At 32.9% G+C, this 18,980-nt stretch carries 18 protein-coding genes; 6 read left to right on the plus strand and 12 right to left on the minus strand.

The window, feature by feature from the left end; all coding sequences use genetic code 11:
- Positions 1–10 precede the first annotated feature (10 nt).
- The 11 genes from WKH56_RS07455 to WKH56_RS07505 form a co-directional block, all read right to left on the minus strand.
- Entirely contained in the window at positions 11–700 is a 690-nt protein-coding gene (locus WKH56_RS07455; RefSeq protein WP_342835116.1) for a segregation and condensation protein A, read from the minus strand.
- On the minus strand, positions 700–4,281 hold the full coding sequence (gene smc / locus WKH56_RS07460; protein WP_342835596.1) for a chromosome segregation protein SMC: 3,582 nt from the start codon (positions 4,279–4,281) through the stop codon (positions 700–702). The genes WKH56_RS07455 and smc overlap by 1 nt, the downstream gene beginning before the upstream one ends.
- Positions 4,275–4,481, minus strand: coding sequence for a hypothetical protein (locus tag WKH56_RS07465; protein ID WP_342835117.1), 207 nt, complete (start codon positions 4,479–4,481; stop codon positions 4,275–4,277). Before WKH56_RS07465 ends, smc begins: the two co-directional genes overlap by 7 nt.
- 20 nt (positions 4,482–4,501) lie before the next feature.
- Positions 4,502–4,804, minus strand: coding sequence for a YgiT-type zinc finger protein (locus WKH56_RS07470; RefSeq protein ID WP_342835118.1), 303 nt, complete (start codon positions 4,802–4,804; stop codon positions 4,502–4,504).
- A 14-nt stretch (positions 4,805–4,818) separates the two neighbouring features.
- A complete protein-coding gene (locus WKH56_RS07475; protein WP_342835119.1) occupies positions 4,819–5,919 on the minus strand; it encodes a hypothetical protein in 1,101 nt (366 codons plus the stop codon).
- Positions 5,920–5,930: 11 nt separating this feature from the next.
- On the minus strand, positions 5,931–6,173 hold the full coding sequence (locus WKH56_RS07480) for a DUF370 domain-containing protein (RefSeq protein ID WP_171778097.1): 243 nt from the start codon (positions 6,171–6,173) through the stop codon (positions 5,931–5,933).
- Between the two features lie 125 nt (positions 6,174–6,298).
- A complete protein-coding gene (locus WKH56_RS07485; RefSeq protein WP_342835120.1) occupies positions 6,299–7,309 on the minus strand; it encodes an AbaSI family restriction endonuclease in 1,011 nt (336 codons plus the stop codon).
- Positions 7,309–7,722: a DUF6892 domain-containing protein gene (locus tag WKH56_RS07490; protein ID WP_342835121.1), complete on the minus strand. Its 414-nt coding sequence runs from the start codon at positions 7,720–7,722 to the stop codon at positions 7,309–7,311. The genes WKH56_RS07485 and WKH56_RS07490 overlap by 1 nt, the downstream gene beginning before the upstream one ends.
- A gap of 298 nt (positions 7,723–8,020) precedes the next feature.
- Complete coding sequence (locus WKH56_RS07495) at positions 8,021–8,602, minus strand: hypothetical protein (RefSeq protein WP_342835122.1); 582 nt, start codon at positions 8,600–8,602, stop codon at positions 8,021–8,023.
- 97 nt (positions 8,603–8,699) lie between these two features.
- Positions 8,700–9,497 carry a transglycosylase SLT domain-containing protein gene (locus tag WKH56_RS07500; protein ID WP_342835123.1) on the minus strand — a complete coding sequence of 266 codons (798 nt, stop codon included), beginning with the start codon at positions 9,495–9,497 and terminating at the stop codon, positions 8,700–8,702.
- Positions 9,498–9,581: 84 nt separating this feature from the next.
- Positions 9,582–10,388 (minus strand): flagellin N-terminal helical domain-containing protein, encoded by an 807-nt coding sequence (locus WKH56_RS07505; protein ID WP_342835124.1) that lies wholly within the window; start codon positions 10,386–10,388, stop codon positions 9,582–9,584.
- Between the two features lie 273 nt (positions 10,389–10,661).
- Here WKH56_RS07505 and WKH56_RS07510 point away from each other — a divergent pair, with 273 nt between their 5' ends.
- Positions 10,662–11,000 (plus strand): hypothetical protein, encoded by a 339-nt coding sequence (locus WKH56_RS07510; protein WP_171778102.1) that lies wholly within the window; start codon positions 10,662–10,664, stop codon positions 10,998–11,000.
- Between the two features lie 37 nt (positions 11,001–11,037).
- Here WKH56_RS07510 and WKH56_RS07515 read toward each other — a convergent pair whose 3' ends face one another.
- Complete coding sequence (locus tag WKH56_RS07515; protein WP_342835125.1) at positions 11,038–11,892, minus strand: ATP-binding protein; 855 nt, start codon at positions 11,890–11,892, stop codon at positions 11,038–11,040.
- 227 nt (positions 11,893–12,119) lie between these two features.
- Between WKH56_RS07515 and WKH56_RS07520 the strand changes: the two genes are divergently transcribed.
- From WKH56_RS07520 to WKH56_RS07540, 5 genes are all read left to right on the plus strand, one after another.
- The gene (locus WKH56_RS07520; protein WP_342835126.1) at positions 12,120–14,666 is read left to right on the plus strand and encodes a transglycosylase domain-containing protein; all 2,547 of its coding nucleotides are present in this window, start codon (positions 12,120–12,122) and stop codon (positions 14,664–14,666) included.
- Between the two features lie 100 nt (positions 14,667–14,766).
- The gene (locus WKH56_RS07525; RefSeq protein WP_316911435.1) at positions 14,767–15,153 is read left to right on the plus strand and encodes a hypothetical protein; all 387 of its coding nucleotides are present in this window, start codon (positions 14,767–14,769) and stop codon (positions 15,151–15,153) included.
- Positions 15,154–15,228: 75 nt separating this feature from the next.
- A complete protein-coding gene (locus tag WKH56_RS07530; protein WP_342835127.1) occupies positions 15,229–16,209 on the plus strand; it encodes a M23 family metallopeptidase in 981 nt (326 codons plus the stop codon).
- 473 nt (positions 16,210–16,682) lie between these two features.
- Positions 16,683–16,970, plus strand: coding sequence for a UPF0175 family protein (locus tag WKH56_RS07535; RefSeq protein WP_342835128.1), 288 nt, complete (start codon positions 16,683–16,685; stop codon positions 16,968–16,970).
- A gap of 520 nt (positions 16,971–17,490) precedes the next feature.
- Complete coding sequence (locus WKH56_RS07540) at positions 17,491–18,972, plus strand: PhoH family protein (protein ID WP_342835129.1); 1,482 nt, start codon at positions 17,491–17,493, stop codon at positions 18,970–18,972.
- The last annotated feature ends 8 nt before the right edge of the window (positions 18,973–18,980 follow it).

Raw genomic sequence — 18,980 nt, forward strand, 5'->3', positions numbered from 1 at the left:
TCACCTCTACTTACAAAACCTTTTTGATAAGCAAAACCTGTGTATTAATTATTTCTACTCGGAAGTATTGAACTTTAACTAGCTCAAGTAGAGCTGAGAAAGTTACTACCATTTCCTCTAAATCGTTAATTCCTTCAAATAATTTCTCAACATCTATGTCACTTGAAAAATCTTTTAAATATTGCATTTGATCATCAATAGTAAATTTAGATTCAGCAAGCTTTTTTGACAATTCTTCAAGCTTCATATTCCTTTCCTTTAGCTGCTTTTTTCTAATAATTACGTTGTAGCTATTAATGACATCGAGAATACTACCTTTTTTCTTTTTCTTTGCTACATCTCGTTTTCTTCTTTTGAAATACTTTTGCTCTATAAATTGAAGCTCCTTAATACGTTCAAGATTACTCTTATACTTTTCGTATTCTTCAATTTCTTTTACAAGTATATTTCGGGGATCTACTTCTTTGGGAGAAGGGAGCAACATTTGCGTTTTTATTTTAAGAAGAAGAGAGGCCATAGCTGTAAACTTAGCAGTAACCTCTATATTGTTTTCCTTCATAAGCTCAATGCTATTTATAAAATCCTTTGTAATTACGCTCATAGGCAAGTCATAGATATCTAGTTCTCTCTTTTTAATGAGCTCTATAAGTAAATCAAGAGGACCCTCAAATTCATCAAATTTAATAATAAAGTTTTCCATTACGTTCCAACCTCAGTATCAGACTGATCTAGAGGAGAAGAGGGTTGCTCTAAATGATAAGGGAAAACGGTTGTAATTCCTTGCTCTTCCTGCGTCACTCCAAATAAAGAATCAGCTGCCATCATTGTTCCTTTACGATGTGTAACTACAATAAATTGTGTCTGCTCTCCGAACTTTTTAAGGTAGAATGCAAAGCGTGATACATTAGCATCATCCAATGGGGCATCTATTTCATCAAGATATACGAATGGACTTGGTGAAGCCTTAATAATTGCAAATACTAGTGCGCAAACAGTTAGGTTCTTTTCTCCACCAGATAGGAGTTCAATTTTCTTGGGCTTTTTACCAGGGGGTTGAGCAGTAATTAAAATTCGAGAATTAAGAGGTTTTTTAGGATCTTCTAAGCTAAGCTTAGCGTGTCCGCCTCCAAATAACTCAACAAATATCTTCTCAAAGTGTTTAGATACTTCTTTAAAAGTAACAGTAAAGCGTTCGGTCATTTCTTTAGAAACGTCTTTGAGTAACATTTCAAGATCCTTCTTAGCTTCCTTTATATCCTCAAGCTGTGCTTTTTCTGTTTGATAACGTTCATTAAGTTCTTCAAAGTCTTTAATAGACTCCAAATTCACAGAACCTATTGCTTTTAATTCTTTCAATAAAGTCTTTATTTCTTTTTCTGTTGCTTCTTCGTTTATGTTTAACTGTTGGGCTTGAAGTAAGTCATTTTCTCTTAAATGGTAAGCTTCAAAAGCACGCTTAATAATTTGCTCTTTTTGGTTTATGTAGTTTGTTTTTTGGATTTCCAATTTATGATTTGCTTCTTTAAGATCAATAAAGGAATCACGTAATTCTGTTAAAGAGGATTCGGACGTATCAACATAAGTTTGAATTTCATTTTTCTTAATTTGTTGATCGTTGACAGAGGTGTTTAAAGATGAAAATGATTCGGAGAGAGTGTGAAGTTGCTCTCTATATTGGGCATTTTCTTCATTAGCAGTATGTATTTTTGTTTCATTTGAATACTTCTTTGTTTGAAGAAACTCTAAACGCTTTTCAAAAGAATCTTTGCCGTTTTCCTGTTCAGAGATGAAATCTGTTAAATTTCGTTTTTCTTCTTCATACTTTTCTATTTCAATTAGACACGCAGTTTCAGTTTGCTTTGCGCTATTGTATAACTCTTCATTACTTCTCAATTGTTGAATTAAAGAAGACAACTCCTCGTTTTTTTGAGCGTGTAAGTTTTCTTTTTCGTGATATTTATTGTAAAGAGAAGAGGAGGTTCTCTTAGATTCTTCGTATTGATATTTTAAATCCTTTACTAAGACATCTTGCTCCTTAATGTTGTTTTTTGCGATCTCTAAGTTGTGCTGAGCGCTTTCTAACTTTAACTTAATTTGACCGTTGTTTTCCTTTTCTAAATCCAAAGCTTTAAGTAGAGATTCTTTTTCGGCCGTAATTAGTTCAATAGATCTTTTTAAGTTTTGTGCGTTCTCTTTAGTCTCTAAGAATTTTTGTTCATTAGTTTTAACGCTTTCTCGTAGTGTATCCATCTCTTTGCGCTTGCTAATTAAACCTTTTTTATTTCGCGTACCCCCGCTAATTGTGCCGGGCTGAAGTATATCTCCATCTAGTGTGGAAATTTTTATTTTTAAACGAGTTTCTTCGTAGAACTTCACTGCAGTTTCCATATCAGTAGCAATTAAGTTTCTTCCAATTAGGTGCTGAAACAAAGGTTTTAATTCACTTGAATGGTGAATAGAAGAGAGGGCAGGGCTAATGCCTTTATATCTGTTAATAATATTCAATTCTTCATTAGAAAAGGTTCGAATAGTCAAGTCATTTAGTGGAATAAAAGTAGCTCTACCCATTCTGTTTTCTTTCAAGAAATTAACCGCTTTTTTGGCGATTTGAATAGTGGAGACCACAATGTTCTGAGCAGCGGCATTTAAAAGACTATCAAGAGCAACCTCATAACCGTCCACTGGAGTAAATAAATTGCCTACAACGTCTAGAACGCCCTCAAGCTTACTTTTGTTTTTTAACACATTCTTTACACCCTCATAATAACCCTCAAAGTTCTCTAAAGACAATTCTAAGCTATCTAGTGTGGTTTTTTCTTTAGCTAAAGTAGTTTCAATTTGCATTAGGCTTGTATTATACTCATTCGCAAGGCGTTGCTTATTGTTTAGCTCTGTAATATGGAATTGATGTTTACCACTCAATTCTTGTATGACATTACTGTTTTCGTGAAATTCTTTTTGAATAGACTCTAATGTTTCTTTAGACACACTTAAGTTTTGTTCGGCATTTCTTTTTCTACCGCTTAACAAATCCATTTCATTTAAGAACCTTTCTTCATCCCGATTATACTGTTCAAAACGTAGCTTTGCTTCTTGATATTCGTTATAAAGAGAGGCAATCTCTTCGCGTAAATTTTCTGTTTTATCTTTAGAGGACGTTATTTCAATTTGAAGGTGAAAAAGATCTTTAACAACTTGATCTTTTGTTTCGTTATTGTCAAAGATCAGTTTTTCCAACTCTTGAAATCTATTCTTTTTGCTATTAAATTCTTCAATTGAAACAGAAAATTTCTCTTCAATTTCTCCGATTTCCCCATTAACTTCAGAAAGTTCATTTTCAAATTGTAGAATTCGTTCTTCATTAATTGAGATTAAACTCTGCAAAGAGTCAATGTTTTCTTTGATTTTAGCTTTTTCCTCTTGAGTGGAGAAGATTGAGGTATTTAGAGATTTTAGTTCTTCCTTAATATTTTTTAGCTTTTCTTCAAGATCTGTTATGTTTGAGGTACATTTACTCAGCGCATTTACTTTAAGGTTTAAATCGTTAATAACAACCTGTTCTTCTTTTGATAAGCGTTGGTATTTAAAACTTAAAAAATCTGTTTCTGTTTCATCTAAAACATTTTTAATTTTTAAATACTGTTTTGCTTTCTCGCTTTGTTTTTGAAGAGGTTTTACTTGTCTCTCTAATTCTTTTAAGATGTCGTGTAATCTAACAAAATCCTTTTCAACCTCATCTAAACGTTCTTCTGTAGTTTCTTTTTCGTTTTTCATCATTACAATACCAGCTGCTTCTTCAAAGATAGCTCTTCGTTCTTCAACTTTCTCAGACAATAGTCTTTTGGTTTGCTCTTGGCTAATCATTGAATAACTGTTACTGCCTAAGCCTGTATCTAAAAAAATCTCCTGAATATCTTTTAGTCGAGCTGGTTGTTCATTAATAAAAAACTCTGATTTTCCACTTATGTGAGCTTTACGAGTAATAACTACTGTATCCATATCCATTCTAGGTAAAATTCTTAATCGATTGTCCAACTCTATAGAAACTTCGGCCTGGGTAGAAGCTTTTCTTGTATCGCAACCAGAGAATATAACATCTTTCATAGAACCGCCGCGTAATGACTTGGCACTGGTTTCTCCCATTACCCATCTTATACCGTCAGAAATGTTGGATTTACCTGATCCATTGGGACCTACAACCGCTGTAACCCCGCTAGAAAAATCAATTTCCACACGGTCAGCAAATGCTTTAAAGCCGTGGAAAGTTGCTTTTTTTAGGATAAGTCATCATCCTCAGTGTTGGTGAACTCTTTATAAGCGTCATACGGATAGTTTTTTATTTCTGTGGGACGGTTAATAATTTTTTTAATAGTTTGTTCTTCCTCTTTAACATCTTCTTTATCTTTCCATTCATTCTCCTTGGCTACTTCTGCTATTTCTAAAACCATCTCAAATGGATTAAAATCTTGCTTTTTCTTCATAAGTAAAACCCCCTTTAAAATTACAAACGAAACAGTTTAAAAAAGTCTTTAACTTTTACAGGTGACGAATCTTCAATAGGTGTGTCATTCTGCTCTTTGTTTTTTTCATAATGGTTATGCATATAATGGCTTCTTAAACCATCTACCCATTTTTGGCTATCTTCTGTAAGTTCCATTTCACCACAAATTTTACACTGTCTATAACGAACATTTTTTAAGATGATTTGTCGATTACCAGGAATTCTAGTGTTAATTACATATTTATCAATTATTAGTTTTGAGTTACCGCCACAAGCACAAGTAGTCATTTTAATATTGGGCATAAGCCCAACACCTCCTATAGTTTAATTTCTGTAAGTTGATTATCTTTAGCTTTATTCAAGGAATTCTTTATCTCGGGTGAGTATAGTAAAGAATGATATAGGCAAAAGAGGGTAGCAAAAGGGTTTGAAAAAAGTTCGCCTTGAAGGTAGATGCTATAATTTGCATCTATTGCAATAGAGAAGGGTTCTTGCTTTAGAACATCAAAGAAATTCTTATCTGATACCTTTAGTATTTCTAGATCTAAATTTGGCTTCTTAAGAAATGAAATGCTATCTGAGATAATAAGCTTTTCTTCAATATTTAAGTAAGGAATTATTCTAGATACAATTTCTTCAAAAGAGACCGGATAAACGTTCCCTTTTTTCTCTTCTACTAAGTCAAATTTGCTAAGGTCAGGGGATGTTGTCATACCGTACTGACACAGATACTCGTTCATTTTTAAGCTAGTAATATCTATTTGTTCTTGAAACTCAAATTCATTTAAAACGTCTTTAGTTAATGTACTTTCATAAGAATTAATTGTGTATGCATCAATACTCTTTTTGTTAAAAGTCTGTACAAATAATTCTTCTAGAACAGGGGAGAGTGGGCTGTGCATTGCATTCCACAGAAGGCTGTTCATAGCATTAGTTGAATTAGTGAATTTGAAATTTGTTTCAAGATAATTTTTAAGGTTTAACAAAGGGTCAAACCAATCTATAGGTTGCTTCTTATGTTTTTTAAATTCTCCTACTAAGGTTAAATCTTTTTTTGTTATAAATTTACCGTTACTGTCACTAACCTTTAATCCAACATAAGGAAAACAATAATCATCGCGAACAAAAGATAAGGAACCACACCCAAATCGTTCTTTTGCAATCACTTGAATCATAGAAGTAGATAGCGGGCGGTTTGAAATGAAAACTGGGATGCCGTTCTGACTAAAGAATTCAGCAGCTTGAACAGCTATATATTTTGAAGATTTATTGTGGTCGTAGCTTATAAACAGTTTTTGACCGGAAGAAATTAAATTGTAATTGTATGCAAATAGAGAGCGGAATAGTTTTTCCCGTTCGTCTTTTGTCCAAAAATCATCTAATGTTCCTATCCAGCCATTAAAATAAGAAGAATACATTTATGAACCTCCTAATCTTCTTGATATTTCTCCACTAAAGTAGAGGCTTTTACAGGGGATAGAATAAGGTAGCCGTTATCTAAAAGTATGGCGCTTCTGGTTTTTCTACCTCGGGTAGCATCTACTAGTTTTTTTTCATCTCTTTTATCTGATAACAGAGTTCTCATAGGGTTTGACTCTGTAAAAAAAATACCGACAATTCTAGAGCGCGGCACAAAATTATCGCGGCTAATCGAAATAACTTTATTATCCATTACAATATTCCTCCAATGAACATAAAAACTCTTATATATATATTAATAAAATTATTGTCATTTCCTTTGCTGACTCAATATAATAAAAAACTTTGCCCACTAGGACAAAGTTTTTAACATATATACTATTTTGTTGCTGTTATGACCACTTTGTATTTATCGCTATACTTAACTTTAAATTTCGTTATCTGTTCTTCTGTGTAAAAGTGGGCGACTTTATATCCAGCTTCATTGTAAGCCTCTGCAATTCTAACAGGTTGAATATCACCGGTAGGGTAATAAGTGGGCATTATCTTGGAAATGCGATTATAAGTTAAAACGCCTTTACTTCTGCTTTCCTCTCGGTTAAGTGCATAAAGTCCTTTAAACACTGCTTCAAAATTACCAGTAGAGGTTTTAGAATATGCGAATAAAGCAGTTTTTTGGTTATACTTAAACATTCTTTTATTAAAATAATCTTCGTTTTTTAATTGATCCGTGCTATATTCCGTAAAAACGTCCTCGTTGTTAAGAAGTTTGTTGTTCCATTCTTTATTCGGGAAGAAATGTAACCTTTTAATGTCGGTATCTTCTTCGAACTTGTGCGGTGCACCGCTTTGTTGATATCCATTGTTATATCCAGCTCCAAACACATTGCAGCAGTCTGCAACAGTCTTTAAAGAGATATTGTCATCAGCATCTATATAGCCTTGTTCAATATACGTGGTGGGGTTATATTCCTTATCTATATCCCAAGGGAGAAAATCAATTTCACTTTTTAACTGATTAATTTTTTGGACAACTTGATCTATCTCGTTGTGAATTTCCTCAAGAGGCTGAGTTGCATCTATTCGAATAAATTCGCAATCTAAAGCATTTACAATATCGTTTTTCCTAATTTGGTCTAGCGATTGATTTACAACATTTTTGTGATGTGCTTCATCAATTTCAATAGCCAACTTAAACTGAGGAAAATATAAATCAATTAATCCATATTTAATCCTTTGGTTATTATCAGATCGAATTACAAACTGTTGAGTATTTATTTTAATGTCATAATCATTTAGTAAGTGCCAAATTCTAGTGATAATATAGTTCTCATCGTTTTTCTTATTTGTTTTTGCTAATTGTTTTTTTACATATTCGTATTTGTTCATTAATCCTCTACTTCGATTCCGGCTGATTTAAATGGTTCTAATACTTTTGGGTCACACATAGAAGTATAATCCACTCTTTTTAAGTTTTTGAGATGTTGAAATCCTTCAACAGATGTTACATCAAATAATTCGTCTTCACCATCCCAATCTGGCTTTATAATACCGTAGATTTCATTCCCGCCATCAAAGCAAAGATACTCAATTTTTTCTAAATCACTTGTTTCTAATTTCAAGGATTTTAAGTAATCTAGAATTTGAACAATAGGTTCTGCATCTGAATACCATTCATAATTATTGGTATACTTAGCTTCTAATTCTTTTAATTCATTTAGAAATAAAGGATTCTTATCTAATAATTCTTCAATTACTATTAATTTAAAATTAAAATCCGTAAATAGTTCGTTTTTCTCCATTTAATTACCTCCGTTGCTATAACTATTATTGGTTTTTAAGTAAGTTACACATAAGTATTATAACAATCATCTTAAATTTTGGAGTTTCTAATTTTAATTAAAGTTTTTATAATTTTTAAAGAGTGGAGCTGAGTAGTATTTAACTATTATGCAAGTAGAAGCTGCTTGAAACTGATACCAAAAAAAGAATCAATATCTTTTGAATAGGATATTGATTCTTTTATATAGAGATGCACTTTCTTGTAGCTTAAATTATTATAATGATAGGGATTAAAACCTTTAGAATACAAATAAGTTTTTAGTGAATTTGTTTCTTTAGAGTTTTTAATTGCTTTACCAAAGAGGAGAATAGGACAGCATCATCTTTTTCCAAAGCCTTATTAATCTCTTCTTCTAACTCTTTAATTGTAGACAATGTATAAATGTTGTCCATTTGTTTTAATGCTGTTAAAGAATCTTCTAAAATTGCTACATTTTCTCCGAATTCTACGTCATACCACTCAGGATAACGGTACATTTTAGTCATAATTTCAAATGGTTCCTTGTCTGTTTCTTCGTTCATATTGTGATAAACTTGCCACATATCATCGTTACTTAGTACATTTTCGCTAAATGCTACTTCAAAGAATAGAATACGGTTCGTTTCTTCAAAGAAATGTTTTAGCTTTCTTACAATTTCTTCGGCATCTGTAATAGCGTTTTCGTACACAGAAGCAATGCTTGCGTGTTTATCTCCGCCGTTTGATGCAAGTGTTTGGCAATTCAAGCTTAAGAAGAAGGGGAAGTCAAAGAAATCAACATCGAGTTCTTCAAAATATAAAATATCTTTTAACCCAACAAAACTTTTAACAAATTGAATTCTATCTATATATTGCTCCACTAAGGGGAAGATCGTTTGTTTTATTTCAGATGGAATGTTTCTATTTTTTAATTCTTCAATGATAATTTTTGTCTTATTTAAAAATGACCCTCCAGTATTAAGTTAGAATTTTTTTGACGTAGTTTTGTGTTTCTTGAAAAGGTGGAATACCCTTGTATTTTTCGACATTGCCAGGACCGGCATTATATCCAGCTACAGCTAACTTAAAATCTCCATCAAAGCGTTTGAGTAAATAACTTAAGTATTTTGCTCCGCCTTCAATATTTTCTCTAGCATTATAAGCATCGTTTACTCCAAGCCATTTAGCTGTACTCGGCATAAGTTGCATTAACCCCATAGCTCCTGTTGAAGAGGTTGCATTTGGGTTAAAGCTGGATTCCGCGTTAATAACAGCCTTAATTAAATCAAAAGGGACGTTATATTTTTGAGCCATTTCTGATATGGCGGGATCATATGTGGTATTACCGCTAATCTGCTTTATAGGTAAGGTAGAGGAAGTATTAGTAACAGAATTTGTGGTAGCTGCTATATTATTTGTTTCCATTATATTAGAAGTATTGGTTGAATTATTAGGTGCTGGATTAGAAAGTGTTGAGAAATTGTTGTTTGTAGTAGAATTTTTTGCAGTAGAGTCAGTCGTTAAAGAACTACCAGTAGTCGTCTGTTTATTATTGAAGTCATCTACTATTTGCTGAAAGGCTATTTTTTTAAAGTTGTGTTCAGGAAATAAACTTTGCTTTGAGTTATAGTTTCCTTCCAAAGTTTTAGCGGTTTCTGCAACAGCGCTTATAATGCTTTCAAATTCGCTTTCTTGAACATTCTTGTTAGAAAGAGCTGTTTTTAAAGCAGAAATATCTAGTTCGCTTAATGTTGATTGAATATTAGTTATATCCATAGTTTCCCCCTTATCTAGAATATTGGTTATTTAAATATTAGTGGAAACTAAAAAACGCCCTCCTTGTGGAGAACGTTTTTAGTCTTAACCTTGAAGTAATTGAAGTACACCTTGAGGTGCTTGATTAGCCTTACCTAACATTGCTAGTGAGCTCTGGCTAAGAATTTGAGATTTTGTAAGGTTTGAGCTTTCTTCCGCCATATCTGCATCGGAAATGCGTGACTTACTTGCCTCTGTATTTTGGATGTTAATTTGTAAATTATCTGAGATGAAGTTTAGACGACTTTGAGTAGCACCTAAATCAGCACGAGCAGATGAAACTTTGTTTAACGCATCGTCAATTGCGCTAATTGCACCCTGAGCATCAGTACTTACATTAAGTGCATTTACTCCTAATGTAGTAGAATCTGCATTTAGTAAACTAACACTAATAGTGTCATCAAATTTATCTGAAATGTGAAGATCCAAAGAAGTATCAGCATTTAATAATGACATCCCGTTGAAAGAAGTAGTTTGAGAAATATGATCAATCTCGTTAACTAGTAAATCCATTTCTGCTTTAATAGAAGTTTTATCTGTGTCACTGTACGTACCATTGTCCGCTTGAACACTTAACTCCCTCATACGCTGAAGTATGTCACTTGTCGTGCCTAAAGCGCCTTCCGCCGTCTGGATTAAACTAATACCATCTTGGGCATTCCTATAGGCCTGAGTCATTCCAGTTGACTGAGCCTTCATTCTTTCGGAAATCGCTAGACCAGCCGCATCATCGCTAGAATTATTGATTCGTAGACCAGTAGATAAACGTTGCATAGCCTTAGATAAGTCATTGTCGTTAATACGCATAGAATTACGTGCAATAAGAGAACCTGTATTTGTATTGATATACATAAAATCGCCTCCTGATTGAAAATCTATAAATACTTAACGGAAGCTTTTTTTAAAGTTTAAGAAAAAAAGTAAAAAAATCTTAAATAATAAAATTTGCTACTGCATTATAGTGTCTACACCAGGGGTTTGAACGAATAGTAAGCCGTTAAAAAAATAAAGAGATTTTTGTATATATGTGTGTATGTATTATCCTTTAAATAATTTTCATACATAAAAATTGATTTTTTAAAATTATGGGGCTAGTATTTCCTCATTAGTAAGGGTGGTGAGGGAATGATAGTCACTGGTTTTAAACCTAACGAAGAAAAAACTTATAAAATTGTAAGAGATTATTATACTTACTTTCATAAGAGGGAGGGCGTTCTATTTGTATTAGCAAATGAGGATGCGCTTCAAACATTCTCGCGCTTTCTACCAAGAGATCAAATGAATAGTAATTATGAATGGAAAAAAGTAAATTCTGGTGATGTGCATTATGTGACAGCAGGAATTGAAAGTGGAAGTGAATCAAAACTTATTGTAGAAACGGGTTTTATAAAAATTAAAAAAAGATTCTCTCAAAAAGAAACGACTTACACATATCGCCGCTTTCGTTTCATATTAAAAAAGTAACGTCTGGAACTCAACGTTACTTTTTTTGTTATATAATTTAAACCATTTGAATTTCAGGCTCATTAATTAAAATGTCATTTAAATTGTATTCAACATACTTGCCTTGTCTAAAACGTTTAGCCTTAGCATCAATAGGAATATTAAACTGTTTGAAAAAGTCTACATCAGAATTATTCTCTAATTTAAAAATAAAAACATTCTTAATGTGTTGCTTTAAACGTTTAGGGAAATTTTCTGTTTTGTTAAAGGAAAGGAGGAGGTTATTTTTCTCAAAATCAAAAATTTTAGAGAAAGAGAATAAGTGTCCATCTCGCCATAGATAGTTTATATTATCGGAGACAACAGTAATAGAAGGAAACTTTTCTTGCAGGCGGCTTAGTAAGAGGAAAGATAAGACTCTTGTTTGAATACTGTGTAAACCTTCTGTCTTTATTACTACAATATCCGTTTGTTCTATCTTGTTAATTTCATCTTCCAAGATAAGCTCTTGTTTTGACTTTTTAAAGTTTAAAAACCTTCTGGATTCCTTCGCTTTCGCGTTTTCGTGCTGATTCCACCCATTAGTTGCTCTTTTTAAAGCTTCGTCGATTAAATCATTCATCTTAAATTCTTTCCAGTCTTCTTCTAAACAAAAGTCTTTTAATACTTCTTGACTTCTTTCCGCTAAGAATTGGCTGTATTCAACTAAACCAGAATTGATAGCAACAGCATCTTTATAGTTCATAGGAGATAAGAAAGGATCAATTAAACCCAAATTAATGGTCTTAGTCTGAACATCATCAAAATCGTTTTTGAAATCTAAGATAATGACAGGGTTTTGAACCGCTTTAATTTTCTCTTTAATTAATGTTGTTTTGCCCGATTTTGTCTTTCCGGTAATTAAATCTATCATAGAATAACACCTCTCCAATTTTCATTACACGAATTATATTTTTCTTGAGCATAAATAAACAATAGATAAAAAATATTTTTAAGAGGTGTCAAACGTTTTTTTTGAAAAGAAGTAAGGATTATAATTTCGGTAGTTCTGGTTTGCTAAAAGAAAGGAATGTGGTGATTGAGATGAATATTAAAAATAAGTTTCCTTAATACATATAACCAACTGGAGGAATTTAATAAATGGGTATTCGTCATACCACTCGTAACATCTTTAAAGCTACAATGGTTTCTTTGTTATTTACCGCTATTGTAGGGTTGTTAACAGGACTAATAGTAAATCAACGATTCGCTTCTATTGAACTTGACGGAGAAAAATTACGGATTGAACCGAAGCCAACAAGGATATATGATGCACAAGGTAATAAAATGGCTGAGTTTGAAAAAGATCGTAAAGAAATGACACCTTATAGTGAGATTCCTAAAGAGATTATTGAAGGCGTAGTAGCAACGGAAGATAGAGAATTTTTTAACCACGCTGGTGTAAATGTTCGTACAATCTTCCGTGCAGTACTTGTTGACCTTCGCTCAGGATCTTTTGAACAGGGTGGTAGTACAGTTACACAACAATTAGCAAAAGGTATCTATTTAAACCCAGGTAAAACCCTAGACCGTAAGATTCAAGAAGCTGTGTATGCAACAGCAATCGAAAAGGAATATTCTAAGCAAGATATTATTGCTTTTTACTTAAATCACAACTTTTATGGTCAACGTGCATATGGAGTTAAAAACGCGATTAAAACGTATTTCGGAATGACTATTGAAGAGTTTGAAAAACAAGATAAAATTGATCGTATTGCAAGATCCGCTTTATTAGCGGGTATTCCACAGTCTCCAAGTGTGTTAAACCCTTATGCTAATAAAGAACAAGCAATGCAACGAAGAAATACGGTATTAACGAATATGTATGTTCGCGGATACATTACAAGAGAAGAATATGAAGCTGCAAAAACAAAGGATTTCTTAGTTCTGCAACAACCGAAAATTGCAGATGATGAACAAATTCACTACCCTGAATATGTTCACTATGTTTTATCTGAAGCAAGTAAAATTCTTGATATGCCAATTGAAGAAGTTATGTATTCAGGCGTAACACTTTATACAAGCTTCGAACCAGAAGTATACAAAGCAATGAGACAACATATGTCTGATAGCAGTCTATATCCTACAAATCCAGCTGGGGATGACCAAAAGATACAAGGTGCCTCAGTCTTCGTAAATCCCCAAAATGGCGAAATCTACGCTATGACTGGCTCTAGAGATGAAATTACACAATTCTTATCTTTTAATAGAGCATTCCAAGCAAAACGTGGACCTGGTTCATCATTTAAACCAATAATGGATTACGGCCCCGCGTTAGAAACAGGAAAATGGAATCCTTATTCTACAGTACAATGTCAATCAAGTTTTGGGACTTACTTTGTTAAAGACCATAACTGTAATGGTTCTAAATCAATGGCAGAAGCACTAAGATTATCTAACAATGGACCTGCGGTATGGATGCTTCAACAAGTAGGTATTGATTATGCTAGAGCGTATGTTAAAAAACTAGGTATTGAATTAACGGATAACGATGTTTATTTACCAATTGCACTAGGCGGTTTAGAGTATGGTGTAACACCACTTGAAATGGCAGATGCATACCAAGTGTTTGCAAATGGCGGTAAGCGTGCTGAAGCTCATACTATTCGCAGAATGGTGAATTATCTTGATGAAGTAGTATATGAACCTGAACAACCAAAACAAGTTATTAGAGCAGAAGCTGCTGATCAGATGAAAAGTATGCTTCGTAGCGTAGTAACAAATGGTACAGGTAGAAATGCTGAGGTACCTGGATATAAAATCTCAGGTAAAACGGGTACCAATGAAAACCCTAGTGGACACGGAAACAAAGATATATGGTTTGCTGGATTTACAGATAATATGGTAGGTATTGTTTGGATGGGTTTCGATAATGCAGACAGCCGACACTATATTCCAAGTGGGCAAACATCATATATTGCTGCAAAAATGTTTGGAGAAATTGCGAAAGATACTTTAAAAATTTTACCAAAAGCAAAAATAACAGCACAGCAATCAAACGTTGATAAAATCTCAATCGAACTTTTCCGAAACACTGAAGGTAATCAAGTTACAGTTAAATGGGAAGACAAACCAGGATTAAAATACGAAATTCATAGAAATGACGCTATTATTGGAGACAGCTTAGATGGCAGTTATACAGACACGAATTTGAAGGCTGAAAAAACTTATACGTATCAAGTAGTTGGTTTTGATGAAAAAACAGGACAAAAAGTGCTAGAAAGTAATAAGTCATCTATTCAACTTCCTAAAGTGGAAGAAAAACCAGTAGTTGAAGAGAAACCAGCGGTTGAAGATAAACCGGTAGTCGAAGAAACTCCACCAGCTACTAAGGAGGAAGATGACACTACAGAACAAAAACCTACTAAGGAAGAACCTACTAAAGAAGAAACTCCTCAAACTGAAGCTCCTAAACAGTCTGAAACACAGCCGCAAAAAGAAACAGAAACAGATCCACAAAAAACACAAACACCTTCTTCGGGTGATACAACAGGAACAGATGTAAAAGGAACAGAACAAAAGGATAGTGGTTCACAAGAGGAAACAACACAAACAAAAGCCGGCCAAACTACAAGCGGTGGGGACAATAATAGTCAAAATCAAAAGGTTACAGAGCAACAGCCAAAAACCGAAATAAATAATCTATAAGAAAAGCCTAGGTGGTCAATCCATCTAGGCTTTTTTAATTTTGTAAAGATAAAGGGTTTTCAACTAAGAAGCTTAATACGAAAGGTAGAAGGAGGCGTTTATGAAGAAAAGTATTGAGCTATTAAAGAAATGGCATATTGAAGAACCTAATAGTTACCAATCAATAGCACCCTTAAATAACATAAACCGCTTATTTAGTATTAAAGAAAAAACGGTAAGTATGGAGGGTACACAATTGGAGTTCCTTAAGTACTTACAAAAGGAGTGTGTTAATAGTGTAGCTGTTAACACTGCAAATGGTTCAGGAAGGTATTTCTTTAAAGTTGGTCGATCTATTTTAGAATTATTTATTTTAATAGAAAATAATCAAATAAAGATTGAGCCGTATCTTTTATATAATGATTCAGAAGTAAAAAGAGACATACAAAAAATTGTATGTAAAGAGTATGTTATCTTTTGTATGCTCAAAAAATGGGGTTTACAATAGTTTTTTTCTAATTGAAGTGGTGATTAGGTGAAAAGATTTATTCCAGCAGTTATCATTTTATACGCCCTAGTATATATGATTTATCCTATCCAAAACTATACACATCAAAGTGTAAAGAAAAAAGATGTATCAAACAAAATAGAACTTACATATAAAGAAAACTCAATTGTGTTAACTAATTTTAAGGAAGATGATAACGAGCGTTATTGGGGAGAGTTAAACCATTACCCATATATGATCTATAAAGATATAGACAAATACATATATGTAAACGGACAATTCTACGCTGTAAAAGGAAAGTGGGAAAGCAATGCATTTTTACTTCCAGAAGGCGATGCAAAGAAATTATTTAATCTGTCTGGAAGCAAAGGGAGTTACACGGTAACTAAAAGAACCGGCATTCAGGTTTGCAAGAACGTGGATAAAGAGAAGGTTTTAAATGTATTGAGCGGCCCTCATATTCCAATTGATCACGCGTTTGTTACTAAGGAGCCTGGGCAAGTACCAGGGGCAGCTAGAGATTACAGAAATGGAAAGCACGAAGGATTTGACTGGTATCCTGGAGCGATTGGCACTGAGATTACAAGACAAACATTAATCCATCCTCTGTTTGAAGGTAGAATTGTAAGGATTGATAAAAATTTCAAGGAGTTAGAGTTTAATCATAGAGAAGTTTTATTAAAAGAAGCTGCGGAGAGTAATAACACATCTCAAAAAACATTAGATAAATTACGTGGTAGACAAGTATGGATTCAAAGTAAAAATGGCGTTTTAGTGCATTACGCACACACTAGTAGTGTGAACCCAGAATTGAAAGTTGGAGATTACGTAAAGACAACGGATTGGATTGCGAAAGTAGGTAACTCAGGTACAAGTAATGGAGCGTTAGGTACGGATGAGGATTTACATTTGCATAGCGATATCTTAGTGTGTGGAAAGAACTTCTGGGAATACGGTGATATTTCCGATATGAATAACTCTCTTATTGATATTTTTGATAAAGCGGCAAAAGCAGAACAAAATGCTACAGCGACTAAAAAGGGTGCAAGCTTATAATAGCTTGTGCTTTTTTAGTACATTTAAAGGCCTTTTATATTTGTAAAAGGAAATAACCTTAAATAAGCAAATAGCAGCGGTTCCGCTATATAACTTACTATAAACATACTTTTGAAAAGAAGGGAGGAGGTTTAAAAATAACAATGTTCCAAATTAACATTGTAGTATTCTTGGAAATTAAAACATTTTAATATCTAACAATGAAATAAGTTTTAATTTATCATTGTTCTAATAACAAGATGAATAAAGTTTGATACATATATAATAAAATATGTTTTAAATGAACAATTTAGTTGGACTAATTGTTTAAGCTAAAAAGTTTTTTAGATATTAAATTTATGTAATTTAAGAATTTTTTTTGGGGCTACTGTAGTAAACTTAAGTATGACTAGCTAACAAGAAAGAAAAAACAGTGGCATTTAGACTGTCAAAAACAAATAGCAAAAGTTTGGTTTTAAAGGAGTGAAAAAGTTATGGACTCGGATAAGGAAATGATAAATATACCTATCTCCAAAGAATTAGAGCCATTATTAAAAGATCTGTTTGAAAAAGACAACATTTCTAAAAATGTTCAGGTTATGTCATCAATTATGTTATTTTTGAAAAAACGAGTGACTTTTGCGCGCGCTGCTGAATTATCAGGATATCCATTAAATAATTTCGGGGATGCATTAAATAAACTAGGAATTGACTGGATGGAATATGGAGAGCAAGAGTATTTAGACGATATAGAAGTTTTGAAAAGTTTTCAGCAAAAATAAATAAGATAATAGCGATTTTAAAAGGGATCTATGTTAAACAATAGGTCTCTTTTCTATTTTATAGAAAGAAATAAGTGGTTTAGGAATAAAACAGCATTGTTCCAAAGAAACACGGTGTAGACCATTGAACATTTAAATAATCATTTAATAAAATGAGGTATCAATTTTTTTATGCTACTTAATGTTCCAAATTAACCTTTAAGAACTCAACATATGTTCTTAAATAACTATGTTCTAAATAATCAATATATAAATAATATTAGCTACTAAGAGAAATATCATACTCTACCTTTGTATGTACAGCAATATTTACATTTCTCTTAGAAAATTTTCTTGTTTTTTACACCCTACTAATTATAAATATTACTTAAATAGACGTGTTATATAAGCTCCTCTCTATGAAAGCTACCATCTACTACTAATAGGTGATAGCTTCTTTTTTTATTATCTGACAACGGAAAAGGGTTCCAAGAAAAATTAAATAACATATGTATAAGATTCTTGAGGGGAGAAATGTTCTTTGAATAAAAATGTTTCTGAATTACACGAAGAAGAATTTGTATTAGATACCAACGTAATATTGAATGACGCAAGTTCAATATTTAAATTTGGTATAGGCAATGTAGTTATACCAGCGGTTGTACTTGAAGAAGTAAATAATAAAAAGGGACGACAAGATTTAGTAGGGAAAAACGCAAGAGAATTTTCTCGTCACTATATGAAATTAAGAAAAAAATTTACGGAAAATGAACTTTCAAATGCTGTGAGATTGGAATCGGGTGGTACTTTCCGAATTGAATTACATAACAAGCATAACAAAGTCATTGAAGATGTGTTTGGAGAAATGAATAACGATAATAAAATTTTATCAACTGCTATTAATTTAGCTGTACAAAACCCAAATAGAAACTACACGTTAGTAACAAATGACTCTTTAATGATTGCAAAAGCTGATGCGCTTAAAGGAAAGCTTAAAGAAGAATTAAAGAATTTTGATGCTGACGTATATAGCAATGATCGTTTAGTTGAAAATGCTGAATACATCCATAAAGGTTACCACACTGTTTATATCAATGATGAAGTTCTTAATGACTTATTTAAAGAAAGACCGGTAGAGTACTCTCGTTTTAAAGAAGCCATTTATGTAGGTGAAGGTGTTGAAGAATTAAAAGAAAACATTTACGATGGCGATTTCTTTATTTGTAAGAGCCCTACAAATGCTAAAGCAACTTTCTACGGACGCTTAATTCTTCAAGATGACAAAAGGTTTGTACGAAAAATTACAACTGAGGGTCCAGTAGCAGTTAAGGGGATTTCACCGAAGAACATTGGTCAAAGAATGTTTTTAGATCTTCTGTTAGATAAGGAAACGAGCTTAATTTGCTGTATTGGTAAAGCCGGTACAGGAAAAACGTTAGAAGCGGTGGCTGCTGCATTACATCAAATAGAAGTTCTTGGCCACTATGATAAATTACTTGTAGCAAGACCTATTGTTGAAATGGGAAATGGCATTGGCTTCTTACCAGGTGAAAAGGAAGACAAGCTAAGACCTTGGATGCAACCAATTTTTGATAACCTCGAATACATCTACAACCAATCTTCTAAAAAGAACCTTGATAAAGAAAAAGACAAAAAAGCTTCTGCTGCAGTTAAGGAACGCAGAACAATTGATGAAATTGTAGCTGAATTACCTTACCTAGAAGTTGAAGCCCTCACTTATATCCGTGGAAGAAGCATTCCAAACCAATTCATTATAATTGATGAAGCGCAAAACTTAACAAGTCACGAGGTGAAGACTATTATTACTCGTGCTGGAGAAGGAACAAAAATTGTACTAATTGGAGATCCTGAACAAATTGATAATAAGTTTATCGACTCTGTGAGTAATGGCTTAACATTTGTTATTGAAAGAATGAAACAAGAACCGTATGTAGGTGTTATGAAGCTAGATAAAACGGAACGTTCTACACTAGCTGAAAGAGCAGCTGACTTACTGAAATAAGGTTAAGT

The organism is Priestia sp. SB1 (assembly GCF_038898415.1).